Source organism: Gemmatimonadota bacterium, assembly GCA_041390105.1.
GTDB lineage: Bacteria > Gemmatimonadota > Gemmatimonadetes > Longimicrobiales > Gaopeijiaceae > JAGQIF01.
Genome location: JAWKQO010000006.1, coordinates 22213 through 49177 on the forward strand (window position 1 = coordinate 22213; position 26965 = coordinate 49177).

The 26965-nt window shown below is 67.1% G+C and carries 27 protein-coding genes; 21 read left to right on the top strand and 6 right to left on the bottom strand.

Annotated features, from left to right (window positions below; translation table 11 throughout):
- Positions 1–49: 49 nt before the first annotated feature.
- Entirely contained in the window at positions 50–682 is a 633-nt protein-coding gene (locus tag R3E10_19390; GenBank protein MEZ4417927.1) for a M24 family metallopeptidase, read from the top strand.
- A 1-nt stretch (position 683) separates the two neighbouring features.
- Here the strand turns inward: R3E10_19390 and R3E10_19395 are convergent, their stop codons facing one another.
- Positions 684–2231: a hypothetical protein gene (locus tag R3E10_19395; GenBank protein MEZ4417928.1), complete on the bottom strand. Its 1548-nt coding sequence runs from the start codon at positions 2229–2231 to the stop codon at positions 684–686.
- 135 nt (positions 2232–2366) lie between these two features.
- Between R3E10_19395 and R3E10_19400 the strand changes: the two genes are divergently transcribed.
- The 5 genes from R3E10_19400 (at position 2367) to R3E10_19420 (ending at position 7021) form a co-directional block, all read left to right on the top strand.
- Positions 2367–2546: a hypothetical protein gene (locus R3E10_19400; GenBank protein MEZ4417929.1), complete on the top strand. Its 180-nt coding sequence runs from the start codon at positions 2367–2369 to the stop codon at positions 2544–2546.
- Positions 2547–2764: 218 nt separating this feature from the next.
- Entirely contained in the window at positions 2765–3955 is a 1191-nt protein-coding gene (locus R3E10_19405; GenBank protein ID MEZ4417930.1) for a hypothetical protein, read from the top strand.
- Positions 3956–4135: 180 nt separating this feature from the next.
- Positions 4136–5314 (top strand): hypothetical protein, encoded by a 1179-nt coding sequence (locus R3E10_19410; protein ID MEZ4417931.1) that lies wholly within the window; start codon positions 4136–4138, stop codon positions 5312–5314.
- An 86-nt stretch (positions 5315–5400) separates the two neighbouring features.
- Entirely contained in the window at positions 5401–6552 is a 1152-nt protein-coding gene (locus R3E10_19415; protein MEZ4417932.1) for a hypothetical protein, read from the top strand.
- Positions 6553–6586: 34 nt separating this feature from the next.
- The gene (locus R3E10_19420; protein ID MEZ4417933.1) at positions 6587–7021 is read left to right on the top strand and encodes a hypothetical protein; all 435 of its coding nucleotides are present in this window, start codon (positions 6587–6589) and stop codon (positions 7019–7021) included.
- Positions 7022–7051: 30 nt separating this feature from the next.
- Here the strand turns inward: R3E10_19420 and R3E10_19425 are convergent, their stop codons facing one another.
- The 3 genes from R3E10_19425 to R3E10_19435 form a co-directional block, all read right to left on the bottom strand.
- Positions 7052–8197, bottom strand: a complete 1146-nt coding sequence (locus R3E10_19425; GenBank protein ID MEZ4417934.1) for an NAD-dependent epimerase/dehydratase family protein — start codon at positions 8195–8197, stop codon at positions 7052–7054.
- Between the two features lie 195 nt (positions 8198–8392).
- Positions 8393–9724, bottom strand: coding sequence for a carboxypeptidase-like regulatory domain-containing protein (locus R3E10_19430; protein ID MEZ4417935.1), 1332 nt, complete (start codon positions 9722–9724; stop codon positions 8393–8395).
- Positions 9708–10217, bottom strand: coding sequence for a sigma-70 family RNA polymerase sigma factor (locus tag R3E10_19435; GenBank protein MEZ4417936.1), 510 nt, complete (start codon positions 10215–10217; stop codon positions 9708–9710). The genes R3E10_19430 and R3E10_19435 overlap by 17 nt, the downstream gene beginning before the upstream one ends.
- A gap of 231 nt (positions 10218–10448) precedes the next feature.
- Here R3E10_19435 and R3E10_19440 point away from each other — a divergent pair, with 231 nt between their 5' ends.
- The 6 genes from R3E10_19440 to R3E10_19465 all read left to right on the top strand — a co-directional run bounded on the left by R3E10_19440 (position 10449) and on the right by R3E10_19465 (position 18510).
- A complete protein-coding gene (locus R3E10_19440) occupies positions 10449–12509 on the top strand; it encodes a von Willebrand factor type A domain-containing protein (protein MEZ4417937.1) in 2061 nt (686 codons plus the stop codon).
- Positions 12510–12622: 113 nt separating this feature from the next.
- Positions 12623–13846 carry a 6-bladed beta-propeller gene (locus tag R3E10_19445; protein MEZ4417938.1) on the top strand — a complete coding sequence of 408 codons (1224 nt, stop codon included), beginning with the start codon at positions 12623–12625 and terminating at the stop codon, positions 13844–13846.
- Between the two features lie 257 nt (positions 13847–14103).
- Positions 14104–14370, top strand: a complete 267-nt coding sequence (locus tag R3E10_19450; GenBank protein MEZ4417939.1) for a DUF3303 family protein — start codon at positions 14104–14106, stop codon at positions 14368–14370.
- An 89-nt stretch (positions 14371–14459) separates the two neighbouring features.
- On the top strand, positions 14460–16724 hold the full coding sequence (locus R3E10_19455; protein ID MEZ4417940.1) for a hypothetical protein: 2265 nt from the start codon (positions 14460–14462) through the stop codon (positions 16722–16724).
- Between the two features lie 284 nt (positions 16725–17008).
- Positions 17009–17764: a carboxypeptidase regulatory-like domain-containing protein gene (locus R3E10_19460; GenBank protein ID MEZ4417941.1), complete on the top strand. Its 756-nt coding sequence runs from the start codon at positions 17009–17011 to the stop codon at positions 17762–17764.
- A gap of 122 nt (positions 17765–17886) precedes the next feature.
- Positions 17887–18510, top strand: coding sequence for an outer membrane beta-barrel protein (locus tag R3E10_19465; GenBank protein ID MEZ4417942.1), 624 nt, complete (start codon positions 17887–17889; stop codon positions 18508–18510).
- Positions 18511–18541: 31 nt separating this feature from the next.
- Here R3E10_19465 and R3E10_19470 read toward each other — a convergent pair whose 3' ends face one another.
- Positions 18542–19345 carry a DUF1080 domain-containing protein gene (locus R3E10_19470; protein ID MEZ4417943.1) on the bottom strand — a complete coding sequence of 268 codons (804 nt, stop codon included), beginning with the start codon at positions 19343–19345 and terminating at the stop codon, positions 18542–18544.
- A 194-nt stretch (positions 19346–19539) separates the two neighbouring features.
- Between R3E10_19470 and R3E10_19475 the strand changes: the two genes are divergently transcribed.
- The 7 genes from R3E10_19475 (at position 19540) to R3E10_19505 (ending at position 24596) form a co-directional block, all read left to right on the top strand.
- Positions 19540–19776, top strand: a complete 237-nt coding sequence (locus R3E10_19475) for a DUF2164 domain-containing protein (GenBank protein MEZ4417944.1) — start codon at positions 19540–19542, stop codon at positions 19774–19776.
- Positions 19776–20474 carry a VOC family protein gene (locus tag R3E10_19480; GenBank protein ID MEZ4417945.1) on the top strand — a complete coding sequence of 233 codons (699 nt, stop codon included), beginning with the start codon at positions 19776–19778 and terminating at the stop codon, positions 20472–20474. The genes R3E10_19475 and R3E10_19480 overlap by 1 nt, the downstream gene beginning before the upstream one ends.
- The gene (locus tag R3E10_19485; GenBank protein ID MEZ4417946.1) at positions 20471–20803 is read left to right on the top strand and encodes a hypothetical protein; all 333 of its coding nucleotides are present in this window, start codon (positions 20471–20473) and stop codon (positions 20801–20803) included. The genes R3E10_19480 and R3E10_19485 overlap by 4 nt, the downstream gene beginning before the upstream one ends.
- Positions 20804–20851: 48 nt before the next feature.
- Positions 20852–22111: a hypothetical protein gene (locus tag R3E10_19490; protein ID MEZ4417947.1), complete on the top strand. Its 1260-nt coding sequence runs from the start codon at positions 20852–20854 to the stop codon at positions 22109–22111.
- Between the two features lie 211 nt (positions 22112–22322).
- A complete protein-coding gene (locus R3E10_19495) occupies positions 22323–22592 on the top strand; it encodes a hypothetical protein (protein MEZ4417948.1) in 270 nt (89 codons plus the stop codon).
- A 101-nt stretch (positions 22593–22693) separates the two neighbouring features.
- Entirely contained in the window at positions 22694–23884 is a 1191-nt protein-coding gene (locus R3E10_19500; protein ID MEZ4417949.1) for a TRAP transporter substrate-binding protein, read from the top strand.
- Position 23885: 1 nt separating this feature from the next.
- Entirely contained in the window at positions 23886–24596 is a 711-nt protein-coding gene (locus tag R3E10_19505) for a hypothetical protein (GenBank protein ID MEZ4417950.1), read from the top strand.
- A 9-nt stretch (positions 24597–24605) separates the two neighbouring features.
- Here the strand turns inward: R3E10_19505 and R3E10_19510 are convergent, their stop codons facing one another.
- Entirely contained in the window at positions 24606–25742 is a 1137-nt protein-coding gene (locus R3E10_19510) for a 6-bladed beta-propeller (GenBank protein MEZ4417951.1), read from the bottom strand.
- 236 nt (positions 25743–25978) lie between these two features.
- On the opposite strand from R3E10_19510, the gene R3E10_19515 reads away from it, so the two are divergent.
- Together R3E10_19515 and R3E10_19520 are read left to right on the top strand one after the other, a co-directional pair.
- On the top strand, positions 25979–26512 hold the full coding sequence (locus R3E10_19515; GenBank protein MEZ4417952.1) for a hypothetical protein: 534 nt from the start codon (positions 25979–25981) through the stop codon (positions 26510–26512).
- Positions 26513–26615: 103 nt separating this feature from the next.
- Positions 26616–26927: a YhbY family RNA-binding protein gene (locus tag R3E10_19520; protein MEZ4417953.1), complete on the top strand. Its 312-nt coding sequence runs from the start codon at positions 26616–26618 to the stop codon at positions 26925–26927.
- Positions 26928–26965: the final 38 nt, after the last annotated feature.

Sequence of the window (26965 nt, forward strand, 5' to 3'; positions counted from 1 at the left end):
TGCTCGCTCTGTGACACCCGGGCTCCGCCAGCGCGTCAACGAGGGTGCGATGGTCGACGCCTGTATCGCGAGCGGCGGAGAGGGGCCCTCGTTCTGGCCGTGGACCATGTCGGGTCCGTCCGCGCACATGGGTCAGCTGGTTGGGGCGTTCTTCCGGTACGACCAGAACAACCGCATCACCGAACCCGGCGAATTGATGCGCGTAGACATCGGGTGCGCCGGAGGACTCTACGGAGCAGACGTCGGACGCACGTTGCCCGTCTCCGGTCGCTTCAGCGAAACCCAGGCCGAGGCCTGGGATCTGTTGATCGCCGGGTATCGGGCCGGGCTGGAGGCCATGGCCGACGGGGTGCCGGTGGCCGACGTTCGCACCGCCAGCATGGATGCAGTCCGTGGGCGTAGCGAGGCACTGGGGACCGCGACCGCCGACGCTGCCGCGCAAGCGATCCTCGGAGGTGGCGCCAGCACCTGGCACATCCACGGCGTCGGGCTGGATAGCGGCGAGGATATCCCAACGGTGCTGCGAGCCGGCATGGTGGTGGCCTACGAGCCCGGCTTCGTGCTGGGGCCGGACGCCTACTACCTGGAGGATATGATCGTGGTGACGGACAGCGGTTACCGGATCCTGAGCGCCGGACTGCCCTACTCCGCAGAAGAGATCGCGGCCGCCATGGCCCGCTGAATCAGCGCCTCGGCGCGCCGCGATTGGATCCGTCTGCGCTCCGTCGTCCCGCCGCCCGCACCGCGATGTAGGAGAAGTTGAAGCACATCTCCTCATCCGACCCGTAGCCCCCATAGACGGGTCGATCGGTCGAGTTCTCGAAGGTGCACTGGACCGACAGGCGCACATCCTCGAGGCCGTCGCGTCCGAACACCTTGGGATGGACGAACGTGAAATCCCGTTGCCAACCCAGGTCCCAACGGGGAATCGACAGCAGCGTCTCCCGACGACCGTTCCCATCCGTCAGTGTGACGACGCCCGAGTGACCGAAGCTGTGCATGTGCAGGTTGGCCGAGTGGATCTCCAGGGCCTCGATCGAATCCTGCGGGACCTGCGTCGCGAAAGCGAGGTAGCCGAGCAGGTCGCCCAGACTCTCAGACACCTCGTAGGTGGCCTGCGCGCCCGGCCCCACCACCATGGACCCGTTGCGCTCGCCGTTGAGCCACCGGTTCTGCGTCAAGGGATAGTTGACAGCGGGGCGCTCCACTTCGTCGGCGAGCTGGAACTCGAGCAGGGAGCCCTGATCGCTCTCGCCCGGCGCGTGGCGGGTGTAGTAGTGCATCTGCACCACCAGAGCGGCCCCCGGCTTCATGGCGATCCCCGTCCCTTCGGGGAACGTGTACCCGTCCATCCCGGGCGCCCAATGCGCCAACCAGAAGTTGCCGCGGCTCAACTCCCGCACGCCATTCGTATAGCGCGCGTCATAGGCATCGCGCTCGGTCCGGCTGTTGAACCGGTCCGGCAGGGCGCCCCCGAAACAGCGATAGCCCGCGCCCTCCTCCTCACCCTCGAGCTCGTGAAAGCGTTGTGCCAACGGGGGCTCGATCGCATGCACGACCACGTGGTGGGACACGTGCAGGTTGCCCGGCACGGCCTTGAAGCCCGTGATGAAGCCGGGCGTTTGCCGCGGCCAGTCCAGCACGAAGCAGCGGTACTCATCGGGTCCGCCTTGATCGGGCAGGTAGGCCCGGCCACCCGTGACGTCCAGCGTCAGGTCCGCGCGGAAAGGAGCCAGTGGCGCCGGCCGCGCTGTGGACCGCTGGGGCGTACCGCGCGGATAGCCGGCATCCACCCACCGCCGCACGCGCTCGAGCTCCTCTCCGCTCAGGGATGGGTCGCCGACGTAGCTCTGATGGCCCGCCTCGGCCAACCAGGGCGGCATGCGGCGCTCGAGTAGCATCTCGCCGATCTTGCCGCGGCGGCCATAGGCCCGATCGGCGTCTTCCATGGAGAAGGCCACCCCGTCCTCAGCGTGACAGCCGAGGCAACGCCCCTCGATGATCGGGCGGATGTCGGTGTGGTAGTCCTGGGCCGCGGTCCCCGACGGAATTGCGGCGAAGCCCACGAGCAGCAAGAGGCCCACACGGTGCGGGAGCGCAGCGGCAAGGCGATGGTTGGGCATGGCGCGACGGGGTGGGCGAGAGTCGAGGTCGGAGCACGCAATCTCGCTTTGCTGGATCAAAAGGACCACCTGCCCCGCACGCACCAGCCCGTCGCTCTTGTGCAGCATACCGCCGCCGACGAGCCACGGCCTGGCCTGGCCTTCCGCCCGGGCGCGACGGCCTAAGCCATTTGTTGAAGGTCACTTAGGGACCTTGGCCCCGAGGGTGACACCCTGGCACGGATCGTCCTTGCTCTTCTTGCCATGAAGATCCCACACCTGTTCGAAGTGCTCTGGGCGGACGAGCGCGGCCAGGACCTGGTGGAGTACGTGGCTCTGGCCCTCATCGTCAGCGCGGCGGTGGTCGCTGCGATCGTGGTGCTGAGGGGCCAGCTCCAGATCCTGTTCGGCAGCGCATCGGCGGGCGTAGCGAATCCTAGCTGACTCCAGCGGGAGCCCTACCGCCCTTCTCCTACTTGCAGTCTGCCTACCGGACCGCGCAGCTTGTGCGCTAGGTACTACGAACCTGTGGAACGGCTTGCTTCCAAGTTCGCCCGAGTGCCTATCCGCGGTGGGGGGCTGGCGTGCATCTCGGTAGGCAGTTCTCAAGAGTAGGTCGCTTCACGCAGAGGTGGCGCACCGTCCTGCTCGAAGGCATGAAGGTGAGCAGACCCCCCGTGATGTACCTGCTTGCCGCCTATCTGCCGGTGTCCGCCTGCGGGCCAACGCCAGCACATGGGCCGGCACACCACCGGGTGGACACGCTGGCCAACGGAGCCCTGCGAGTCACCAATTCCGGGGACGCACTCTGGGCGCCGTCCCAAGCATGGACGACCGTAGAGGATCTGCGCATCGGTCGCGTCAACGGGTCCGGACCTGATCGCTTCGGCTTCATCGGCCCCATTGCAGTCGACCTCGAAGGTCGGATCTTGGTGGCGGACGCCCTCGCGAATGACGTTCGCGTCTTCCACGGTGACGGGACGTTCTCGCACTCGTTCGGGGGCGAAGGCCAGGGGCCCGGGCAACTGAGCGGCATCACGGGAATGACCCTCGATCCCCGCGGCACTGTCATCATCAACGAGGGTCGCAATCTTCGCTTTTCCGTGTTCGCCAGCGACGGCTCGTTCATTGCCACGTACCCACGCAACTACTTTTCACGCCTGCGGCCCTGGCCAGGCCGGGTGATCCCCGGTCTTGGGCTCGTCGATTGGGCTGTGGAGCTGCCCTGGGATGACTCGTATCCAGGTGGCTCCAGGCTCGTGTTTCGCCCCCTTGGCCTAGGCCCGGATCTCGCAAGTCGGGACTCCTTCCCTGCCATCGAGTTCGACATGCCGTTCACGGCAGGGAACGCACCGCGGCCCTTCTCCGGTACGATCAGGCTCAACGTCGACCGCCACGGCGATATCTGGTTCTTCAATACCCGACGGTACGAGATCTTCCGCAGGACGTTATCCGGTGACACCACTTTGGTTTTCAGCCTGCCTCACGAACCGGCGATCGTTACGCCTGAGGAGCGGTCAGCCCTGGTCCGCGAGTGGATCGCCCCTCGACGAATCGACCCCAGCGACGTCTATGACACGAAGTGGTCTCTACACCAAGTCGTCGTGGACGACGCAGGTCACGTACTAGCGTTCCCCGATCCAGAAGACCCTGAGCGGGCCACGCGCCTCGATGTGTTCGACACGGCGGGCGTCTTCCAGGGCACAGTGACGCTGGCCACTCCGCTTTGGATTCTGAACCGGCAACCCGTGGCGACTGGCGGATTCCTATACGGCGTTACCACCGACGATCTGGATGTACAGTACGTGGTTCGACTCCGACTCGGGGCGAACGTTGTAGCCGGTTCACTCTGACGCGGCGGTCTCGACGCTCAGCCTAGAGGGCCACCCCTCCCGGGTGCGAGCGGACGTCGGGCGCCCCCAAGAAGAGGAGGGACTCGCGACCCCGGCCCCACTCGCAGCTTGCCCGCTTCGACCGACGACGTTAGGAGTGACGCTGGATTCGGCGACTGCTCAGAGCCACGGGAGACCAAGGTGGATTCTCGAGTCCGACTGCCCTCCTTGTCACACGTCGCGCTCGCTACACCGCTCCTGGCGCTAGCGTGCGGGCCGGCGACCCCCCATCCCACCGCCGCGACCGTGACCGACAGCGCCGGTGTGCGCATCGTTGAGTATGCCGCTCCGGATGCCTGGCCCGCGCCCGCCTCTGCGCACGAACTCCTGAGGATCGGCGCGGTCGAGGGGCCCCCGGAGCTTCTCTTCTCACGGATCCCCGCTGGCGTTCTGCTCGACGACGGCTCCATCGTGCTCGCAGACGCCGGGTCGCGCGAGCTCAGGCACTTCGCGGCCGACGGCTCGCTTCTCGGGGTTCAAGGCGGGACAGGACAAGGGCCGGGCGAGTTCGAGTTCATCGTCGGGTCCGGGAAGTGCTCTGCAGAGGGGTTCGCGGTCTTCGACATCGGGTGGAGCGCGAACCTCTACGACGAGAGCGGGTCGTTCCTCGAGAAGAGGGCAAGCAGGTTGGAGGGTGGCGTCCAACCCTACCTCCTAGCGTGTGGTCGGCGAGGACGAGTCGCCTCGATCGGGTGGAGTATACCCGACGGCGGACCGCCGCAGGGGTTCCACGTCGCGACCGCCGCGCTCCGCCTCTACGAACCGGATGGGGCCCTCGCCCTCGACCTCGGCAAGCGCATCAGCTCGGAGCGCTTCGGTCAACCGTCGGGCAGTGGGCCTCACCCGATCGGCCGAAGCACCAAAGTGGCCTTCGTCGACTCCGACCTGATCGTCTCCGACGGCACCTTCTTCGGGTTTGAGCGGTGGAGTTCCGAGGGGGTCCTTTCGGAGATCGTGCGGGTCGATGTCCCACTGCCCGACGCCGACTCCGCCATGGCGCTGTACCTCGAGACTGCCTTGGCTCGGGCCCCGGACGACGAGACCCGCATCCGCTGGCAGAAGGACATCGAAGGGATGGGCCTCCCACCCCGGCCGAGCTACCTATCGGATCTCTTCGTAACCGACGAGATCCTACTGTTGAAAGAGCTCAGCATCCGCGGGTCAGGACGGTGGTTCGAGTTCGTGGCCGAGGCAGGGTTCCGCCTCGCTGCGATCCCGTCAGAAGCGAAGCTCCTCGATGTGCGCGGTGATCGTATCCTCGTCGAGGAACGGGACTCGCTGGGCGTGCCCATGGCGGTGTTGTATTCGAGGTCGCCTTGAGCCCGGGCACTCGCTACTGCGCCCTCATGCTGGCCGCCTCCGCAGCAGTTACGGCATGCACCACTGAAACGCGCCCTGCCGGGGGCATGCCCCAAGAACGCGACAGCGCCGGCGTGCGCATCGTCACGCACGGAGCTCTCGATCGAGCGCCGCGCTGGCATCTCGCCGACGCCCCCGATGTGGTCCTCGGCACCGACGATACCGCCCCCCTCCACCTGGCCTGGTCCGCTCGCCGATTGGACCGGGACGAGATCGCCGTGGCCAACGGTGGCTCCCGTGAGATTCTCCTGTTCGATCGAGGCGGGCGATTGCTTCGTAGGATCGGCGGCCCCGGGCCCGGCCCGGGTGAGTTCCATCACCAGTCGCTTCGCATCGTTGCGGGTGACGATCGCTCGATTGCCGTATTGGAGCTGGGATTCCTCTGGCGTCTGATCCACTTCACGCGTCAGGGTGAGTACACTTCAGAGGAGTCGCGACCGACTCTGAGCGGGCATGGGCTCGAGGACCTCACCGCCGCTCCGACCGGCACCGTGGTGGCCCTGTCCAGCCCTCTTCACCCAGGCCCGTACATGCCGCATGGCCCCAGGCGAGAGCCCGCGGCACTCATCCGCATCGGGTTCACGAACGATCGGGCCGACACCCTCGGTTTCTACCCTGGCGCAGAGATCTTCGCAGCGGACGTCGGGCCACAGCCCACCATCGGAGGTGGAACACAAACAGGTCCACGTCTTCTTCGACGCCTGTTGGCGCCCGACAGTCGCGTTGCGGGCGGAGGGGATCCGTGGACGTTCATCGTCGGAGATCAGGCGGAAGGGGGCTTCGACGTCTACTCGAGCGAGGGCGTGCTCATCCTGCGCACACGCTGGGAGCCCACCGAGCAGATCCTCAGTCCCAGAGACATCGCCGCGGCTACCAAGGAATACCTCGAACAGCCCGTCGCTCGCCGCGATCTCGCAGCAGCTCGGCGGGCGCTTCGCGTGGTCGATTCTCCGGAACGAACCCCAGTGTTCAGCGAGTTGCTGGTCGCCCGGGATGGTGCGTTCTGGGTTCGGCGCTATCCCCTCCCGGGCGATCCGATGGTCGACTGGCGGGTATTCTCTCGAGCTGGGCTGCACGCGGGCACATTGACCGTGCCCGCCAACCTGCGCGTGCTCGAGGCGGGGTCCGACTACCTCCTGGCGCGCGCCACGGACGTCCTGGGTGTCGAGACAATCGAGCTATGGCGGTTCGCCCGGTAGCGGGCGTCGGTCGCTTCGGAGGAGCTGGAGACCTATGCCCGTCGCTAGCCGCAGCAGGAACATCGTCCTGGCTTTGACGCTGGGAGCCGCATCCTGTGTGACCATGCCTTCAGCTCCTGGCAGCTTGGCCGGCTCCTATCGATATGAGCTCTGGGGCGACCGCTGGAACGATGATGGTGCGCTGCTCATCGGAGGAGAACCGGGCGCGGCTGACTGCGTCTTCACCTCCGAGACCATGGGCGTGCTTCCAGTGGTCCGCTGCGATTTCGACCAGAGCAAGTTCGTGCTGACCGTGGCGACGCAGGGTCCGATGATTCGGATCCGAGCCCATCAGTCCGGCGATCAACTCAAAGGCAGGTGGGTCGTCGGCCCCCGGTCTGGCATGTTCCAGGCGCGCCGCGACGGTCTCTACGCGTCCGGCCTGCTCCGATCTGTGCGGAGCCCCTGGGCAGCGACCCCCGTACGATAGGAGCTCAACCTCTCCGCCTGAGCTCCCCCGCTATCCCTGCGTAGCGTGCCAGGCCGCCAGAACCTCCTGCTCCCGCTCCCGGGTGAGTCCGAACGGACGGGAGGCCACCCGCTCCGGGTCGCGGCTGCGTTCGAACGCGAGTGTGTCGCGCGCCGTCAGCGAGAGCGGCCGGAACGTCAACCCGGCAGCCACGGACGCGCTCACATCCACGAACATGAGGGGGTCGCCCGGGATCCAGGACGGAAAGTCGCGCCAAGGCATCAGCCCCTGCGCTTCCAGGAAGGACTCCGGGATCCAGGTCAGCGAATATGGCTTGGTAGCGGCTTCGCCGATCTGGTCGAGCGCGGAGCCGAACGACAGCCGTTCACCGGGGCCGGTCCCGTTGAAGTCGCCAGCGGTCCCGTCTTCGGCGAGCCGTACGATCCATTCGGTCAGATCGCGCTGATCGATGACCTGGTAGGCATGTTCGGGATTCCCGGGCGCGAGCACCTCGCCGCCATCATCGAGCCGCAGGGGCCAATAGCCGAACCGGTTGGTCTCGTCGCCGGGTCCTACGATCAGGCCCGGTCGGACGATGGTGGCTCGGCCGGGGAAGGCAGCTCGAACGATGTGCTCGCTCAGCGCTTTCATGTGCCCGTACGCGGCGGGCTCCCCGTGCGTCCATCCCTCCGGGGCCTCGATCAGCGGGTAGTCGACACCGACGATCGGCTGGTACAAGACGTCAGCGGAGCGGCTCCAGTCGAAGCCCTCGAGCTGGTAGGCGGAGATGGAGGAGACGAAGACGTACTGCTGTGCGGCGCCCTTGAGCAGCTCGGTGCTCTTCTCCACCCAACGGTAGTCCTGGGCGTTGTTGTCGATCACGACGTCCCAGCTCCGCCCCTCGAGCGCCGTGTGGTCATCGTTGCGGTCGCCCACCAGTCGCTCCACGCCCTCCGGTAGATCCGCGTCGGAACGCCCGCGCGTGAAGGTCGTGACCTGATGTCCACGCTCGATGGCGTACTGTACCGTGTGGGGGCCGATGAAGCCCGTACCGCCGAAGATCAGGATCCGCTTGGGCGCCGGCGTCGAAGACCCTGCATCGCCAGCTCCACCCGTGCAGGCGGTGGGGCCGATCAGCGTCAACCCAGCGCCGAGCACACCGGTGGTCCTGATGAAGTCGCGTCTGGTGGGAGTCATGATGCGGACCGTCTCCTCTCGACTCGGACGAACCCGGGAACCGGATCGGCTCCCGGGACACCAATGGGACTGTGAGGCAAGGGAGTGTCGAGGCGATCGAAGCCCCGGTCAAGGACGGTCGTTGTCATGCCAGCTCTGCGACACGGATGCCGTGGACCCGCGGCCACCGGATGGTCGCCTCGCCATGGCGTGTGCTCAGCTCGATCCGTCCCTGGCCCGCTCCAGCAGCGCCCGGATCGCGTCTGACGGCAGCGGTGCCTGGCCCAACAGGAAGACGCCGCCCTCCGACTCGGCTGCAGCGACGCCTGCTTCCGCATCATTGTCGAGCTCAAACGCGCGGAGCGACTGAAACAGCCGGAGCCTACCCCCCCCTTCCAGGCTCTGCACCACCCGCAATACGGGTGCCCCATCCACCTGCGCGGTTTCGACACTCAGCACATCCAGCCCTGGCACGAACCGCGGGGGGAAGCCGATGAGGTCTTCTGCGTCGGCTCGCACGACGGCGCGCCAGGACAGGGATCCGTTCGTCAGCCCTGACACAGGGATGGGTTGTGCCACCCCGGCTTGAGCGGGCGCTGGGGAGGCCGACGCGATCGCGACGGCATTCCCAAGGGCTCGCCGCTCCAGCTTCTGAGCGCTGCCCGTCACCACGATCTCATCGAGCGCGATCGCCGTCTGCCTCAACTGGAAGTCGCCGACGCTCGTCCCCGCATCACCCAGAGCGAGTGATCGGCTCTCCTGGTCGTATCCGATCAGGTCGACGTTGAGTGTCATCCCGTGCTCGATCGAGTCGGGCGCTTCGTCGAGCATGATCAGGTACCTCCCGTCCGCGTTGGTAAGCGAGCCCCAGGTCGTCCCTCGGAGGTAGACCTGAGCACCACGGAGAGGTCGCCCGGAGGCAGCATCCGTGACGCGCCCCTCCACCGCGAGTCGCCGAGAGGACTGTGGCTGCCGAGCCCGCGTCTCCGAGGTTGGCCGGAACAGCGGGGTGGGCGCGACGGCCTCCGCACCCTCCACGGTTGCGGCCTGCTCGCGCGGGACGTTGGCCTCCGCCTGCATCGTGCGCCGGACTTCGGCCTCGACGGGGGGCAACGCATCCTCCGCGGCTTCGGCGGCGGGGGCGGCCGCTTGCACTACGGTTGGCTCCCCTGCTCCACGGCTCAGCTCGTTGGCCATCCAGCCGGCGCCCAACGCCACCAAGACGCTCGCCGCCCATCCGATCGGGATCATGCGACTGCGCGGCCGAGACCACACCGCCACGCTCTTGCTCTGATCGCTCGGACCGCCACGACCCAACGTGCGAGCCCGGGCCTCGACCGTTGAGAAGTCCGGGATCTCCTCGAGCTCCCCTGCCGGTACCAGGAGACCTCTGACGGCGACAGTGGACGCGCGGAGTGCCGCAACCTTCACCGCGCACTCCGCACACAGGGCCAGGTGCTCCTCGACCGCAGCGCGCTCCTGCTCCGAGAGCCCCGCACGCGGCCCGTCCAACCACGCCTGCAGAACTCCCTCATCCATGTGCCGCATCGATGCCCTCCTCGGCGCTACATGCGCGCACCAGCTTCGCCTTGGCGCGTGCCACCGTGGTCCCGATCGCGCCCCGGGACAGCCCAGTGCGCTCAGCGATCTCGCCGTAGTCGAATCCCGCGTTCCACAGAACCAGGACCTGCCGGTCCGTCTCGGAAAGCGTCTCGAGCGCCGCACGGACCTTCTCGGCTCGTTCCTTCGACTCGAGCTCTTTCCAGGGCGACGCGACCCCGTCCGCCCGGGCACCCTCCTCGACCTTGAGCAGCTTCAGGTGCCGCTTGCGGCGTACCACCATGCGCGCCTCGTCGCGAGCCAGGTTGGCTGCGGTCCGGAAGACCAGTCCGCGAGGGTTGTCCGCCTCATGGCCCAGGACCCTGGCGAATGCCTCCTGGGCCAGGTCTTTGGCCCGCTCGTGGTCCAGGAGCAAGCCCGCCAGAAAGCCCACGACCTCACGGTAGGTGGTCCGGTAGACCGCTTCCCAATCGGTCTTCACGCGCGCTCCCGGTGGGTTGGGTTGGCCGTCGGCGAGACGCTTCTGAGCGACCCACACTCCATCGACGTATGAACCGCTGAATCTTGCACAGGGTCCCCTCTCGGGCCCGCCCGCCAGGGGCTGCGCGAACCGTGCCGCCGTGCAAGTCCCGCTGCCTGGTTCGTCGAAGGCGGTGTGAGCCAACCCGGGGTCCGTCCCGGTCGGCGCCGTCCCCGAACCGGAGGAAGTCCCATGCATTCCCTCGTGCGGGCAGTTCGCAGAATCGCTGTGCTCGCTCTGGCCACCCAGTGGTTGATGGCTGCGGGCGAGCCCTTCACCATCAGCGGGGGCGTGACGGACGCGGCCAACGGCCATCCTTTGCAGGGTGTCCAGGTCTTCATTCCCGGAACCGCGGTCGGGACTCTCACCAACGCGGAAGGACGCTACGTCCTGCTCTTCCCGGAAGGGCTCACGGTCCCACGGGAGCTTCAGGTGGTGGCCCAACTCATCGGGTACGACTCGGGCATCGCCCGCCTGGGGCTTTCGGGGCGCCCAGCCCAAGCATCCGCCACGGCGGACTTCCAGCTCGACATGACCATCATCGCGCTGGACGAAATCGTCGTCACGGGCAAGGCAGGCGAACTGGTCCGCCGACCGCTGGCCGCGGTCGTCTCCGACGCCACTACCGCTGCGCCGGCAAATCAACCTGCGCATCCCAGAGGCTGGACGAACCTTCAGCCTCCAGCATCGAGCGCCGCGCCCCCCCGGGTACCCGGTGTCACACCCACCACTCCACCCACCGGCGCCGCGCGCTGGGGCAGTACGACCTCCAGCGCCGGGCACCGGGATCCCCAGCCCTTCGACAGGGAGCAGTACGCCCACATCTCCGAGAGCGGGTTCCTGTCGGCCGCTGACAACCCGCTCTCCACCTTCTCCATCGACGTGGATCGAGCGTCGTACAGCAACATTCGACGCTTTCTCCTGCACGAGGGCCGGCTGCCTCCGGTGGATGCCGTCCAGGTGGAGGAGATGGTCAACTACTTCCCGTACGAGTACGAGCTACCTCACCGTGGTGAAGCACCCATTGCCGTCACCACCGAGCTCGGAGAGGCGCCGTGGAGTGAAGGACGTCAGCTTCTCCGCGTCGGACTTGCCAGCATGCCCATCGACATGTCTGACGCCCCTCCCAATAACCTGGTCTTCCTGCTGGACGTCTCCGGCTCCATGCAGTCGCCGGACAAGCTACCCCTTGTGAAGCGCTCGCTGCGGCTGCTGGTCGACCAGCTGCGGGAACAGGACCGGGTGGCGATCGTCGTCTACGCTGGCGCCGCGGGGCTGGTGTTGGAGCCCACTTCGGGCGCGCGCCGGCACCTGGTGCTGGAAGCGATCGAGCGCCTGGAAGCCGGCGGATCGACCGCCGGCGGCGCGGGCCTGCGCCTCGCCTACGACGTCGCACAGCGTCACTTCACCCGTGGCGGCAACAACCGTGTCATCCTGGCCACGGACGGCGATTTCAATGTGGGCGAGAGCAGTGACGCAGCCATGGTGGGGCTCGTCGAGGACCGTCGTCGGGAGGGGACGTTCCTGACCGTGCTCGGCTTCGGCACCGGCAACCTTCAGTCTTCGAAGATGCAGGAGATGGCCCAGCACGGAAACGGCAACTATGCCTACATCGACGGCCTGGACGAGGCCCGCAAGGTGCTCGTCCACGAGATGGGTGGAACGCTTCTCACCGTCGCCAAGGACGTGAAGATCCAGGTGGAGTTCAACCCGGCACGGGTACACTCGTATCGGCTCATCGGATACGAGAATCGCATGCTCGCCGCTCAGGACTTCAACGACGACAGGAAGGACGCGGGCGAGTTGGGTGCGGGACACACCGTGACGGCGCTCTACGAGGTCGTGCCGACGGGAAGTGTGTCGGACTCGGGTGGGGCCACGATCGACCCCCTCCGGTACCAGGCGTCGCTCGGCCCGGTACCCCGACGCACCGACCACGGCGAGCTGGCGTTCGTGAAGGTCCGCTACAAGGACCCGGACGGACGCGAGAGTCGGCTCATCACGAAGCCCGTGCAGGCCAATGCGGTCCGGAGCGCTTCGCCGGACCTCCGCTTTGCCTCCGCCGTAGCCGGCTTCGGGATGCTCCTTCGGGAGTCGGAGTACCGGGGAACGCTCTCCGTGGAGGAGGTCCTGTCACTCGCACACTCCGGGCTGGGCGAAGATCTGGAGGGCTATCGCCATGGCTTTGTCGAGCTGGTGCGGACCTATGAGCAGCTGACCGGTCACCTGCACGCGGATGGCGGGAGCCGGTGACTTCGCCTTCGCGCGAGACGGCCCTCGCACCCCAGAGGGCACCTCCTCGGGGTGCGGGGGCCGGGCGTGCCGCCCCTTGCCGTGAGTTGCAGGGCCATCCGTGGGGTCACAGCTTGGGCGATGTGCTCAAACCCCGGCGCAGGACGCACTCTCCGACGGCCAGGCTCGCTCCCACGGCGCTGCTCGTCTTCGGCCCGCTCACGGCCTGCGGCGACACCGCGCCACACACGGACTCGGGCGCGGGTGCTGCGTGGGACGTCGACCCGGTCCCCTGGCTGGAGATCGGGGCCGTCGCCGGCGACTCCGCGTACAATCTCGACGGCGTCTCGTCCGTCCACCGTCTGTCCGACGGCCGCATCGTAGTCGGTTCACCAACGACCGGGACCCTCTCCTACTTCGACGCGAACGGACGGCACCTCCGCACGGCTGGTGGCGCTGGGAAGGGCCCAGGAGAGATCGGAAGTCTCGCGGCCGCGTGGGTGCACTCGGGCGATACCATCGGAGTGTTCGACTCCGGGAACCAACGGGTCACGTTCTTCGATTCCGAGGGCAGGCTTGTCCGAGAGGTCGCCCTGCGACCGTCCGCTGCCGCACCCGACGCCTTCGTCGCGGCTCTGCCGGACGGGGGGTTCGCCATCGCCCGCATCCAGGTGGACCCGAGCAAGTGGAGCACGGAGCCGTTCGCCGATACCATGGTCGTGATGCACTACGCGCCCGATGGCGCTGAGCGGGGGGAGTTGGTGCGGGTCGGGGGCCTCCGCCGCTGGCGAGCAGCGCGCGGGTCCGGTGTCCACCCCTTCTCCCCCCGGTTTGTCACGGCTGGCTCCGGAAGTGGATTCGTCGTGGCCGATGGCGCGGAGACACGCTTCGAGGTCTTCGACGCAGCAGCCGACGCTCGGCGCTCGGTCAGCTGGCCGGACACGACCCTCGTCCCCCCTCAAGCAGCGTGGCAGCAGTTGGCTGAGGAAGTCCGCCGGGCCAACGACCCGATCAGCCGCCTCAATGCCTCAGCGCTTCCGGAACTCGGTCCAGGGCCCTCGCTACCCGTGTATTCGGCGCTTCGCGTCGATCCTGCGGATCGCGTCTGGATCAAATCGTACGATCCCGCCAGTGACAATCTCTGGACCGGCGCGCTCCCACAGGGCGCAGGCGGCCGGTGGAGCGTCTTCGAGCCCGATGGCCAGCGAGTCGCGACCGTCCAGATGCCCGAGGACTTGATCGTATTCGAGATCGGAACGGACTATGTGCTCGGGGTACGGCGTGACGAGTTGGGCATCGAGTACGTGCGGCTGCACACACTTCGTCGAGTCACTGGGGTCGAGGAGGAAGGTCCATGAAGAGCGGTGACCCGCGCTGGATGGCGTGGATACTGGTCGTGGGAGGGCTGGGCTTCATGACCCTCGCGCTCGTGCTCGAGTTTCGGGTGTACCCATCGAGCGGCGAGGGGGCACACCTTTCGGCCCACTTCGGGACGGGGCTGATCGCTACGCTCGCTGGTATTGGGCTGCTCCAGACAATCCACTGGTGCGAAGCGCAGGCGAACGCACCGTCTCAAACCGGCGCTTCGTCGTCCGCATAGGAAGGCAGCATCCGCGTGTTCGTCCTCCTGATCGAGACCTATCGGAATGGTGACGCCCGAGCCGTCTACCAACGCGTCCGCGAGACCGGGCGCGGCATCCCCACCGCGCTGCGCTACGTGGACAGTTGGGTGACGGAGGATCTCGGCCGCTGCTACCAGATCATGGAGGTGTCCGATCCCGCTGCGCTTCAGGACTGGATGGCTTCCTGGTCGGATCTGGTGGACTTCGAGGTCCTGCGGGTCATCCCCTCCGCGGAGGCGGCCCGGCGGGCCCTCGCCTAGCTCCGTCCCGCCGCACGCTTGCCATCATCCCGAGGGCGAGGGAGTCTTACCCAGCCACTCCCTGGTCCCTCGTCTCCCGGGAAGGAACGATGACCCGACGCTTCCGCGGTCTGGCGCGCCTGTGCCTCAGCGGAGTTCTTGCGCTGGCCCCCGCCACGAGGGTTCTGGGGCAGCAGCCCGCGCCACGCAGTTGCGACCTGAGCCGCTACGAGCAGGGCAGTCCCATTTCCCTGCGAGCACTGAACGGTGGCGTCGCTCTGGAGTGGACTGGCACGAATGGCCCAATGCGTGTCTCGTTGGCTGCTCAGGACGATACCGTCCGGATCGTCGAACTGGCCTTGGCCTCCAGGTCGGGTCGGTGGCAGGTCGTGGGCCGTGATCTGGGCGTCTCCTTCGAAGTAGTGGAGGGCTTCCGTCGCATCAGTAACCAGCAGCTCGTTCCGCTACGTGAGTTGGGCGTCGAGCTCACCCAAGAGGTGATCGATCGCTACAAGTGGGACGTGTTCTGGGATGCGCCGCTCGATCTGAGCACACCGCCCTCTTCCGGCAACCCCATGGGTGGCAACCCACCCCCCGCCGAGGGGGTGGCAGATCAGCCTGGCCTCCCTCGCTCACCCGACGAGATCCGTCGCGGCAGGGCTACCTTCCGCTCCGCGACCTGCGCTGTCCGGTCGGAAGGGCGGCGCGCAAGCGTCTGGTTCGGTGGCCTGGAGCTGGGCTCGTTCAGGGGATCCCTTGTGTTCACCGTCTACGACGGCACCAGCCTGATCCGGGTAGAGGCGGTCGCTTCCACCCACCTGCCCTCCGTCGCCTACAAGTATGATGTCGGGCTGACCGGACTGCCGATCAATGAAGGAAGCCGAGTGTACTGGCGTGACGTCGCGCACAGCACACAAGCCTACGGCCTGCGCGGCCCCGTCAACGATGACAGGGTCGTGCTGAGGGCGGCCAACCGACTGGTGGTTGGCGAGACCAACGGCGCGGCCATCGCCGCCTTCCCACCCCCTCATACGTTCTTCTGGGCGCGCGAGGTCGAGGTGAACGTCGGCTACAACTGGTATCGCAAAGAAGCCCCCGATCGCTTCGCCATCGGAATCCGGCAAGGCGAAGCAGAAGTGATCGAACGCTACCGCGCCAACTGGTCTCTCTACAGCGCGCCGCCGGGCACGGAGCAGCACATGGCTGCCTACTTCCTCCCCACGCTCGGTCAGGTCGACTCCGCCTTCGAGCAGGCGCTCGCCTTCACCCACGAGGACGTGTACCGCGCACTCGATGGCTACAAGGTGATGGGCAGCCACTACCACACGGATGTGGGTCGGACGCTCATGGCCACGGGCAGCATGGACTCCCGCCTACCCGACTTCGACGTCCTTCGCTCCGCCGGAATCGATATCGCAGGACCGGTCGATCGGCCGCGGGACGAAACCCAACTCGAGGAGCAACGCTGGCTGTTCGAAGGGGCGCAGCGACACTCCGATGATCAATTCATGGTCATGGCGCAGATGGAGAACAGCAACCTGCTGGGTGGACACTGGGACCTTCTCTTCTCGCATCCGGTCTACTACGTGGACGAGCGCGCTCCGGGAACCCCGCTGGTCACCACCGAGCCGGACTACGGCCGCGTCTATCATATCGGCAGCGTCGGCGACATGCTCTCGATGATCGAGGCTGAGGACATGCTGGTGTATATGCCCCACCCGCGCACCAAGGGCTCGACGGGCTATCCTGATGCCATCAAGAGCACGGCGCAGTTCCTGAATGACCGCTATCGCGGCGCGGGCTGGCGCTGGGGCATGGGATCGGACCGATCGGAGAGGCGGCTTTCGGGGAAGCGTGTGATCCCCCTGCTCGACGACATGAACAACTGGTTGGTGGGCCAGAACCGCGCCCCCAAGGCTCTGTTGGCCATCACGGAGACCTACTCGAAAGCGCCCGGGGATGACATCTACGCCAACGGCCCCGTCACCTATCTGCGCTTGGCCGAGCTTCCGAAGCCGGGAGATTACGCGCCGATCATTCGTGCCTTGCGGAGCGGTGACTACTTCGTGACGTCAGGAGAGGTTCTGCTCCCCAACGTGCGGTATGAGGGTAGCGGTGCCCAGGCCACCGCCGTTGTCGACGTGGCGTGGACGTTCCCGCTGGACTTTGTCGAGGTCGTGACCGGCGATGGCCATTCCACCCGCACGACCACCGTGTCGGCGCGAGATCTGGAAGCGTTCGGATCGCAGACCTTACGCATCCCCTTCGATGCAACCGGCCAGGCGTGGGTTCGGGTGGCCGCATGGGACTCGGCCGGGAATGGCGCCCTGGCGATGCCGAGGTGGTTGGGCACCGGCACCGGGGCTACACCTTGAGAGCGGGCTTCGAGGTTCTTCAGGGCGCGCCTTCCCATGAGGCAGGCAGGCGTGCCCTGGGCTAGCCCAGGCGCGGGGCCGGGGGCGCCGGGAAACCGCGCTCCGGCAGGAGCGTACACTCGATCAATGGCTTTCGGCACCGACTTCCTCCTCCCGGGCCTCCGACCCTGAACGCTTGCTCGCGACATCTCGTTGGCGGACTCCTGCTCGCCGGAGTCCTCGCGGGGACCAGCCACCCCGCCAGAGTCCACGGGCAGGACCTCACCCAGGAGGCCGTAGCCCCGTTGCAGATCGTCGTGATCGAAGAGCAGGCAACTTCAGACTTGGCGGGCCGCAGTCGTGTGCAGGGGCAGTTGGTCGATGCCGAATCGGGTGCGCCGATCTCTGGTGCGTCCATCGAAGCGGATGACGGGACGTCCGTCCTTACGGACCAACAAGGACGTTTCCTCCTGACCTTGGCACCGGGCGACCGCCTGCTCATGCTGGAACGCCTGGGCTACGGCAGTCCGATGGCGGAGTTGCACTTGGCGCCAGACGTCGCGGTGGAGCTCCGTCTGCTGGCTCCGCCCCGCGCCATTCCACTCGACTCGCTGGCGGTGCAGGGCACGCGAGACGCTCCACGGCGGTCCATGGCCCGTACCTCTCGCGTCGACGTCCTCGAGGGTGAGGAACTCGAGGCATCCAGGAGACGGGGAGAAACCGTGGGTCAGGCGGTAGACCGCTTCCCGGGCATCCGCGTGCGCGAGGGGCGCTTCTCGACCGTGGACGAGGTGGCCAGCGGAGTTTGCGTCGAGTCGAACAGACCGGTGGCGCGGCTGGCCCCGGCTTCAGTGGCGCGCAACTCGCGCGTTCCCTTTTGCGACCCCCTGGCGGTGTTCGTCGACGGCGTCCATGTGGGCAATCCGATCGCGTTTCTCAGATCTCTGCGTCTGGACGAGTTCGCGTCGGTGGAGGTCCTCAATGCCACCGACGCAGCGATCCGGTTCGGAACGCTCGCGGGCAATGGCGGCGCGCTGCTGCTGCAAACCCGCAGACGCTGAACCGCAGTGCAGGCGTCCCTCTAGCCCACAGGAGCCCTCACGCGATAGGTTCGGCGTGAATCCTCTCCGCTGCAGCACCGCGGAGCCCGGAGGTCCTACCCGCATCAGGAATGGCAACGTCCATGTGGAAGGCGTTTTGGTTTGCCGTTTTGATCGCTTGCTCCACACCTGTCTGTCTTCACGCCCAAACCACGCTCAGCGCCATCGCCGGCGCAAGCATCGCGACAGCGACGGGCGATCGGCTCCCCGACGTGCAGCACGTGACGCGTGTGCGCTTCGGAGCCCAGCTGGACCTCCCGATCTCCGATCGAATGGGGATCCAACTTGGTGCCACCTACGCGCAGAAGGGCGTGGATTTCGACACCAGCGACGAGTTCGGGCGCCTGCACTTCGACTACTTCGAGTTCCCGCTGCTACTTCGCCTCAATCTCCTTCCGAACTCGGAGGGCATCGCCCCACACCTCTTGCTCGGCCCGGCAGTTGCCATCGAGTTCAAGTGCCAGCTTCCGGATTTCCAGCCGATCGGGGCACTGACACGAGACTGCCGGTTCATCGAGGTCGCTCTCGATGACCTGGACGTGGGAGCCATTGCGGGTCTGGGGATCCGCATTCCCGTGACAGGGCAGACGTCTTTGACCTTGAGCGCCCTCTTCAATCAGGCTCTCACGGGCGCCGCCGAGGGCGTGCTGGATGTCACGAACCGCGCGTTCTACATGACCGCCGGACTGGGCGTGCGTCTGCCCTAGGGCCGCGCGGCGCTGGGGCACCCAGGGTCTCCTAGGGCAACTCCCTCAGCCAGATGTTGCGAAAGCTGATCGGCGGGCTCGGGTCGCCGTGGGCCTGGAGCATGATCGGGGCTGCGCCATGGGCACGGTAGGACGGCTGACCCCGGTAGACCGTCTCGCCACGCAACTCGAAGTCGTTCTGCACCAAGACTCCATTGAAGAGCACCGTGGCTCGCGCAGGGCTCGTCAACGCCCCAGCAGCATCGAACGATGGCGCTGTCCAGACGACGTCGTAGGTCTGCCACTCCCCCGGAGGCCGCGACGGGTTCACCAGAGGGATGGCCTGCTTGTACAAGCTGCCCGCCATCCCGTTGACGTAGGTCTCGTTCCGGTAGGAGTCGACGATCTGCAGCTCGTATCCCCCCGGCGGCGTACCCGTGAACGTCAGGTACACGCCGCTGTTGCCGCGCTCCTGCCCGCTTCCGGTCACCCCTTGGGGAATCCGCCACTCGATGTGCAGCTGATAGCTCCGGAAGGAGCGGCGGGTTCGGATGCTCCCCGCAGACTTCACCACGGTGAGCAGGCCGTTGGAGACGGACCAGCCGGCGGGCGAGCCGTCCTCCGCAGAGACCCATTCATCGAGGCCCGTGCCATCGAACAGGAGCAGCGCGTCGGACGGCGGTGCGACCATGCCCGCGTAGGGACCAGGCGTCACCACGGGGGGAACGGGAGCCCAGACCTCGGTGGCGGCCGGATCGGGCAGGTTGGCTGCGGCCTGCTGGGCCTGCAGGTCCCTTGTGCGCGGAGCAACCACGCACAGGGCCACGAAACCGATGGCGCAAACGGAGCGGGACATGGAAGCACCGGTGCCAGGGTGGATAGCGTCGAGTGAGTAGACCTCCGAGGATGCGGGGCTGCACCGCCCCGGGCAACGCTGGCCGCCTCCCCGCCCCGGCCCTACTGTGGCCTGGCGCACCGTCTCGCGTCCTGCCGGAGCCGCGTGCGGCCCCGGTAGCCCTTCCTTCGCCCGACGACCCCAACTCGCTCGCCATGGCTATTGACCTCGACGATCCACGCAGGCAACGCCTGATCGAAGCGACCCAGGGCTTTTTCCAGGAAGAGTGGGACGAGCCGATCAGCGCCTTCCGGGCCTCGCAGCTCGTCGACTTCTTCCTGGGGGCACTCGGTCCGCAGGTGTACAACCAAGCCGTGCAAGACGCCCGCGCCTATGTGCAACGGTGCCTGGACGACCTGGAGGGTGAGGTCTATCAGAGCGAAGCGTTCTGATGTGCGTCTCCCGCTTCTGCCGCTACGACCTCCGTACCACCGACGTCGAAGCGGCTCGTGCATTCTACCAGGCCGTATTCGGTCCCTCGTTCTGGTCCGGCACCGTTCGGTCGGTACCGCTCCCCGAAGCAGCCGCGGCCCGTGGCGCCCCTCCCCATTGGCTGGGGCACATCTCCACGGCCGACCCGGAAGGCGTAGCCACCCGCATCGTCGAGCTGGGCGGAATCCGGTTGGGCCCTGTGCGCCATGATCCGGACGGGACAAGCCATGCCCCGGTGCGCGACCCGTTCGGCGCGGTCCTCGCGATAGGGCAAGCCCATTCCTCTTCGACTCCAAACCCGGTGGCGTGGCACCTCCTTCACTCCACGGACGAGCGACAGGCAAGCGAGGTCTATGCAGACCTCTTCGGGTGGACGTTGGGCGAGTCGGAAGACCTCGCTCAGCTCGGTTTGCGCCACCGTCCCTTCACATGGGATCCCCCCACGGGTCCGGTCGGCGGTTTCACCGATGCAGCCCGGCAGTCTCACATCCACACGCAGTGGCTGTACTGCTTTCGCGTGGGCGACCTCGAACGGGCGGCAAGCCAGGTTCTGGCAGAGGGAGGCACTGTATTGGAGCCCAGTCGTACACCCCTCGGCGTGCGTGTAGCCGGCTGTGAGGACGCCCAGGGGGCGGCCTTCGCGCTCATGGAGGGTTGACGCTCAGCACGGGGCTTTCCAGCATCACACCCCGGGTGCGCGGAACCGGGGTCCCGGATCTCACTCCCGGAAATATCCTCTTCGAGGTCCGCTGCGATCAGTGCCGCGTGGCGTACAGCTTCGGGAGCGAGGCCATGGAGGTGGATGTGATCGGTCCCTGGACGGCGCGTGCTTCGGTCTTCTCCGGCGTCACCGTCGCGCTGGTGGCGACTCCTTCCAGCGTCGAGGGCGCAGTTTCCTTGGCCCGCATCCGGGTGAATGGACGGACCGAGGCGGAGCAGAGCGGAGGCCCCGGCGAGAGGATTCATCTGGCCGTGGACGTGCCGTGAGTTCATCAGCTGACTTCTCTCTCGGTTCGCCTTCTGCAGGAGCGTCACATGGGTTCGACATGGATGGGTGGCGGAAGGGCAACGCACTGCGTGGGCCGGGCGTTGAGCAGCTCCGTCCTGCTCGTTGCGGCGTGCGGGGGCCAAGCCCCTCCGGCCGAGACGTTCGAGGTTCAGGACAGCGCCGGCGTGCGCATCGTCACGTCAGTCGCGCCCGCCTGGCACGAAGGCGAGGAATGGAGGCTCGGGCCCGATCCGGCGCTGGTGTTGGGCGGATCCGGAGCGCCCGAGGAGGAGCAACTCTGGCAAGTCGCCGGACTCGCTCGGGCGCCCGACGGCCGCCTCGTGGTCTCGCTCGCGGGTGCCTCTGAGGTCAGGGTGTACTCAGGCAACGGAGAACGGCTCGTCACCTTGGGAGGGGCAGGTCAGGGCCCTGGAGAGTTCGAGCGGGCGTTCGCGGTGGCGGTCGTGCCTCCAGACACGATTCTCGCCTTCGACCGGTTGAGGATGCACACATTCCTCGCGGACGGGAGCTTAGTCACAACCAGCCCTTTTCCCGCGCCGAACGCGTTGGGGTCAGGGACGGGCCTACAACCGGTGTTCCCGCTACCTGATCGATCGATGCTCGCCCTTGTAGGCCGATTCCGCGGCGGTGGTTCCCCCGTCGGCCTGTATCGACCCGATCAAGGCACCGCGCTGATTCCGGCGGGCGGAGCCGCACCCATTCTCTTGGGCTGGTATCTGGGGATCGAGCAGGAGTACAAGGGGGAGGGCGATCGGCGGCTCTCGGTCGTCCCCCCGTTCGCCCGCTTTTCGGCGGTCGCCGCTGGCGGCATGGCCGACCCCCGCTACGCGACCGGTGACAACGCGGTGTACTCGATCGACATCTTCGACGGCAGCGGCGCATTGCGGCAGGTCGTCCGCCGTGCGCTTCCCGAGATCCCTGTGCGTGCGGAGTGGATCGAGGCGTGGAAGGATCAGCAACGCAATGCGTCCTGGACACAGGGGCAGCTTCCGGAGTTGGAACGTGCCTGGGCGAGCATGGCCGTCCCCGAGACACTGCCTTGGTTCGAGGCGCTGCACATCGATGACCTCGGCTATCTCTGGGTGCAGCGCAATCTGGGCACTTTATCGGGCGACTTGACCTATGACGTGTTCACGCCCGATGGAGTGTTTGGAGGAACGGTCTTGGTCCCCGCAGGCTTGTGGCCCCTGCCGCAGCCCGTCATCACGGAGGACGCATTCATCGGTGTGTGGGCGGACGAACTCGAGGTGGAGTCGGTACGTGTGTTTCCGCTCGAAAGGCACTGAGCCACGCGTGAGCGCCGGCGCCGAGGCGGAACCCCAAGACCACCACGCACGCTACTCCCTGTGGCGAGGCTCCACCCACCTCGCTGATCTGGTTGGGCGATTCCCAGCAGGTGAAGAGGAGGGGATCGCGGGAATCCTGCGACCGACTCCGTCCTTCGGCGACCTCGTCCCGTTGGTCCAGAGCCGACAAGGGTTGGCACCTGGGCAGCCGGTGATTCACGCTCCGATTCCCTCCCCGCCGGCGGGAGATCCGGTTCCGCTCCGACGACTCCCTCCGGACCTGACAAAAGGCCTCTCGCGGGAGCAGCAGCTCATTCTGCGGGGAACGGACCGAGGGGAGATCGATGTGGATGTGCTCATGCTGCGGGCAGAGCCAGTCCCCGTGGAGCCGGGTCCTTTGCGCGACCTGTGCGTGGAGCATGGCATCACCGACCAGATGTGGGTCCTCATAGCCCGCTTCAGCGGAGAAGAGACCGAGTAGGCCCCGCTTCCCTTTCCCCACCGCCGCTGCCCGCGCAGAATGAGCGTTCCCGCGGCCTCTCGGACGAGGCCTCCGACGCCCCCTCTCCCCGGGACCGCGCCATGACCGAGTCGCCCACACCCCGCCTCACGCCCTCTGCCGTGGACGACGACACGCCCGTCGCAGGTCCGTCCGGGGGCTTGGGCCGCCGCGCCTTCGTGACCAGGGCCGCCGCGGGTCTGGCCGCCGCCAGCGCGGCGGCGTGCGGAGGGAACGAATCCGGCGAGGTCGAGGGTGCGCCGGCCGTGCAGACCGGTCAGCGCGTGCAGTGGCGGATGGTCTCCAGCTATCCGCGCACACTCGACACCCTCTGGGGATCGGCGGAGTCCTTTGCCCGCCATCTCTCCGAGCTGACTGGAGGTCGCTTCACCCTGCGCCCCTACCCCTCCGGCGAGCTCGTGCCCGGGTTGGAGGTGATGGACGCCGTACAACAGGGATCGGTGCAGTGCGGGCAGACGCCCAGCTACTACTACACGGGCAAGAACCCGGCGCTGGCGTTCGACACGTGTGTGCCGTTCGGGTTCACGGCCCGCCAGCAGAGCGCCTGGCTGATGGAGGGAGGTGGCCTCGAGCTCATACAGCGCATCTACGGCGATTTCAACATCATCAACTTCTCGATGGGCAACACCGGCGCGCAGATGGGAGGTTGGTTCCGCCGCGAAATCAGCACCGCCGCGGACCTGCGTGGCCTCAAGATGCGCATTCCGGGCCTCGGTGGGCTGGTGATGGACCGCATCGGTGTCGGTGTCCAGAACATCGCGGCGGGAGAGCTGTTCGCGGCGTTGGAACGGGGTGCCATCGACGCAGCCGAGTGGGTGGGCCCGGCGGACGACGAGCGCCTGGGCCTGCAGGACGCCGCCACCTACTACTACTACCCGGGCTGGTGGGAGCCGGGCCCGGAGGTGAGTTGTGTCATCAACCGGCAGGCTTGGGATGCGCTGCCCTCTGACTACCAGGCCGCGTTGCAGGTGGCCTGCAAAGCCGTGCGCCAGGAGTTGCAGGCGGCCTACGACGCTCGCAATCCCGCGGCACTGACGCGACTGGTGCAGGGCGGCGTCCAGCTCCGCCAGTTCTCGCCTGAGATCATGAATGTGGCCCAGGCCGCGACCGAAGAGATGCTGGAGGAGAGCGCGGCAGCAGACGCCACCTATCGCGAGGTCTACGAGCAATGGAAGCGCTTCCGCGACGCGTCGTTCGCCTGGTTCGGCACCACGGAGCTGGCCTACGCCGAGTTCGCGTTCCGACAACGGTAGGATGAGCCGCGGCGAGCCACGCCGCGGAGTCTCGCCCCAGCGGGTCTTCGGTGGACTCGCGCTCACGGTGCTCGGCCTGAGCGCCACGCTGGTCGTCGCCGGCGACGCGTCGTTCTCGCGTTTCTTCGGCGACGTGCCTCCCCTGCTCGTTGTCGTCGTCTGTGTCGGAGGCGCGCTTTTGGCGCTCCGGTACCTCGAACTGGCGGGATGGCTCAGGCTGTACCGCCACAGCGCCCATCCGCGGCGGTGGCCTCTCGTTCTGGGGCTCGCGAGCACCATGACCGCGGTGGCGATCGTCCTCGACCTGGTGGGACGGTTCCCCGAGGATACCAATGTGCCGGTACCAGTGGCACTGGCGTTCTACCCGGCCATCGCCTTCGTGGTGGAGGCGCTGTTCCACGTGCTGCCCCTGGCCGTGCTGCTGGGGGCGCTCGCCCCCCTGCGCGGGCGAGTCACCCGCTCCACTCTGCTGGGCGTGTCCTTGGGAATCACCGCCACCTTGGAGCCGCTCTACCAGGTGCGGCTGGCCGCCGCGGGCAGTGCGCCGTCCCTGTTCGAGTGGACCACGGGTCTCCACATCCTGGCGTTCAACCTGATCCAGATGGAGTTGTTCCGTCGCTACGACTTCGTCACGGTGTACGCCTTCCGAGTCATGTACTACGGACTCTGGCACATCGGTTGGGGCGTGCTGCGACTGCACCTGTTGTTCTGAGGCGCGGCCTCACGAAGCGGTCCGGAAAGCCTGCGGCAGCGGTACGCGGACCACATACTGGACATCGAGTGAGTCGGTGACGACCGAGTAGAGGTGCCCGCTCCGCACGCGGATCGGTACGTAGGCAAACTGGCCCACGTCGAGCTCCACCGATCCTACCAGCCGTCCATCGCGCTCGAACACGTCATAGTGATGCGCCGTCTCGGAGTTCATGACACGATCCACCCAGACCCGCCCACGATCGTCCACGCCAAGGCCCAGGATCCAGGGCCTGAGCTCGGGGATGAAGTCGGCGACCTGCTCCGCCTCCCTGCGGCTTTCGGGTCGTCTGCCTGCCACGCCCTCCACGAACCGCTCTCGATCCACCGCGGTCGTCCGTAGCTGCGTAGCTCCGACCTCGACCACGAGCGTGGTGTCTCCAGATTCGCTCAAGCGGACGAGTCGGTACGCCAGATCGTCGGAACGCCAGAAACCTCCCCCTGGATCGACCACCACAGCGGCCAAGGGGTCGTGGGGGATCGGCCAGTAGGCGGCGCCCCGCCCACGCGAAATCACGTAGGTCCGAACCACCATCGGCCCCAGGTCCACGGAGTCTGTAGCCTCGCTCGGCGGATCGTACCACTTGAGAAAGCGACGGTAGGTGGTGGTCTGTAACCCCTCTGGCGGCGGAAACACGGGCTCGACGTCCGAGTGAGACGCCGGCTTCCAATGACGGCCTCGTTCGTCCACCGTGCCCGTCCATGCGTAGCCGTACGAACGCACAACCATCGGGACGCGTCGGCGCTCCTGGCCGTCCGTGCTGAGCGCCAACATCATCCACTTGCCATGGTCCTGTACCCAGAGAAGGCTGTCTCCCATCAGGATCATGCCGTTGGCCGCGGTGAGTTCACCCGGTCCTTCGCCCGGGGACGCGATCGTGCGAAGGTAGACACCCGAGGGATCGAATACGCGGATCTCGGACGCCTGACCATCCAGGATGTAGATGTTCCCCAAGCGGTCGGCCTCGATCCCTTTCACGGCGCCAAACACGGTGGCCTGCCCGCCCTCGATCGAGCCGATCTTCAGGTCCGGTGTCAGGGAGGTGGCGGTGTCGAGCCGTTCGTAACGTAGTCGAGGGATCCCGCCCGGAAGCGTATCACGCGTCATCCCCGCACTCTGGTCCTCGCGAGAGTGCGTCGAGCAGCTGGCGAGTGAGCCTCCGACGAACAGGCACAGGGCAAGCCATCTCATGGACGTCCCCCATCTGCGGGTGAGCTGCGCACCCCCCACGGTACCACCAGCTCCAGGGGGAAGGCCAGCCGGGAACGCTTGTGTGGGCCGTCGCCTGGGCTCATAGTGCGTCGGCTCCAGCGACCATCGGGGCCCTGAACCCTGCGACGACCATGGCGCCCGACCCGTCCCCTCTCGATCCGCTCTATGACGCGCTGGCCTCCGGCCGTAAGCCGCGCGGACTCTGCCTGATCGACTGGGGAACCGATCTGCTGGTCGCCGGATACGACACGCCCCATCTGCGTCGGCTCGCCGGTCTGTCCCTCGCGGATGACACGGAAGACGTCGAGGCTTGTTTCGACCTCGTCCTGAAGGAGCTGGCCCTTTCCGCACCCGACGCGGTCGACGATGCGTTGGCGCTCGCCCGGGCCGTGGCCCGCGCGCTCCTGACCGGAGCGGTATCACCGACCGTGGCGGTCTCTCGCATCCATGAAGTGGCTGTGAGCCCTCTCGATCACCCAAGGTCGCTGCAGCCGTGGTGTGACCTGGATGGTGGTTTCGTCGCGGACGCGAACGGGCGCGTCACCTGCCTCACCGGGGCGGACCTGGAGGAGGCGATCCGCGCGCAGGCGCGCGCGTTTCTCGACGAGGACCCGCATGCACTCAGCAAGCGGATCCGCGACCAACGACAAGCCGACGCTCCCTGAGCCACCTCCCCCCCACCTGGCGGAGGGGCCCCCAGGCCTGGCCGAACAGACCCTCGCAGCCTAGCGTCCGGTCTGACTACGCCCTTCCCCTACGACCGAACCCATGACCGAACCCCGGCTGACGTCCAAGGAACGCGCACAACTGCGGTCTCAGGCCCACGGGCTGGAGCCCGTCCAGCACGTAGGCGCTGGCGGCTTGACTCCGGCCGTGTTGAAGAGCCTGCGCGAGGCGTTCAACACCCGCGAGCTGCTCAAGGTGAAGGTGTTGGAGACCGCGCCGGACAGCGCCTACGACACCGGAGACCAGATCGCGGAGCGGATCGAGGGCGCCGAGGTTGTGCAGACGATCGGCCGCGTGGTGGTGCTATACCGCCCCCTGCCAGAAGAGGACGACACCAGCCGGCGCAGCTCCTGATGGCAGGGCGTCGGGCCGCACGGCGTTCCTCGGCCCAC

Coding starts and splice junctions, on each gene's coding strand:
- R3E10_19465 (MEZ4417942.1), top strand. CDS start 17,887: ATGTGGAAGGCGTTTTGGTTTGCCGTTTTGATCGCTTGCTCCACACCT.
- R3E10_19455 (MEZ4417940.1), top strand. CDS start 14,460: ATGACCCGACGCTTCCGCGGTCTGGCGCGCCTGTGCCTCAGCGGAGTT.
- R3E10_19430 (MEZ4417935.1), bottom strand. CDS start 9,724: ATGCGGCACATGGATGAGGGAGTTCTGCAGGCGTGGTTGGACGGGCCG.
- R3E10_19470 (MEZ4417943.1), bottom strand. CDS start 19,345: ATGTCCCGCTCCGTTTGCGCCATCGGTTTCGTGGCCCTGTGCGTGGTT.
- R3E10_19500 (MEZ4417949.1), top strand. CDS start 22,694: ATGACCGAGTCGCCCACACCCCGCCTCACGCCCTCTGCCGTGGACGAC.
- R3E10_19440 (MEZ4417937.1), top strand. CDS start 10,449: ATGCATTCCCTCGTGCGGGCAGTTCGCAGAATCGCTGTGCTCGCTCTG.
- R3E10_19395 (MEZ4417928.1), bottom strand. CDS start 2,231: ATGCTGCACAAGAGCGACGGGCTGGTGCGTGCGGGGCAGGTGGTCCTT.
- R3E10_19425 (MEZ4417934.1), bottom strand. CDS start 8,197: ATGACTCCCACCAGACGCGACTTCATCAGGACCACCGGTGTGCTCGGC.
- R3E10_19415 (MEZ4417932.1), top strand. CDS start 5,401: ATGCCCCAAGAACGCGACAGCGCCGGCGTGCGCATCGTCACGCACGGA.
- R3E10_19510 (MEZ4417951.1), bottom strand. CDS start 25,742: ATGACGCGTGATACGCTTCCGGGCGGGATCCCTCGACTACGTTACGAA.
- R3E10_19480 (MEZ4417945.1), top strand. CDS start 19,776: ATGTGCGTCTCCCGCTTCTGCCGCTACGACCTCCGTACCACCGACGTC.
- R3E10_19505 (MEZ4417950.1), top strand. CDS start 23,886: ATGAGCCGCGGCGAGCCACGCCGCGGAGTCTCGCCCCAGCGGGTCTTC.
- R3E10_19475 (MEZ4417944.1), top strand. CDS start 19,540: ATGGCTATTGACCTCGACGATCCACGCAGGCAACGCCTGATCGAAGCG.
- R3E10_19400 (MEZ4417929.1), top strand. CDS start 2,367: ATGAAGATCCCACACCTGTTCGAAGTGCTCTGGGCGGACGAGCGCGGC.
- R3E10_19390 (MEZ4417927.1), top strand. CDS start 50: ATGGTCGACGCCTGTATCGCGAGCGGCGGAGAGGGGCCCTCGTTCTGG.
- R3E10_19420 (MEZ4417933.1), top strand. CDS start 6,587: ATGCCCGTCGCTAGCCGCAGCAGGAACATCGTCCTGGCTTTGACGCTG.
- R3E10_19515 (MEZ4417952.1), top strand. CDS start 25,979: ATGGCGCCCGACCCGTCCCCTCTCGATCCGCTCTATGACGCGCTGGCC.
- R3E10_19490 (MEZ4417947.1), top strand. CDS start 20,852: ATGGGTTCGACATGGATGGGTGGCGGAAGGGCAACGCACTGCGTGGGC.
- R3E10_19520 (MEZ4417953.1), top strand. CDS start 26,616: ATGACCGAACCCCGGCTGACGTCCAAGGAACGCGCACAACTGCGGTCT.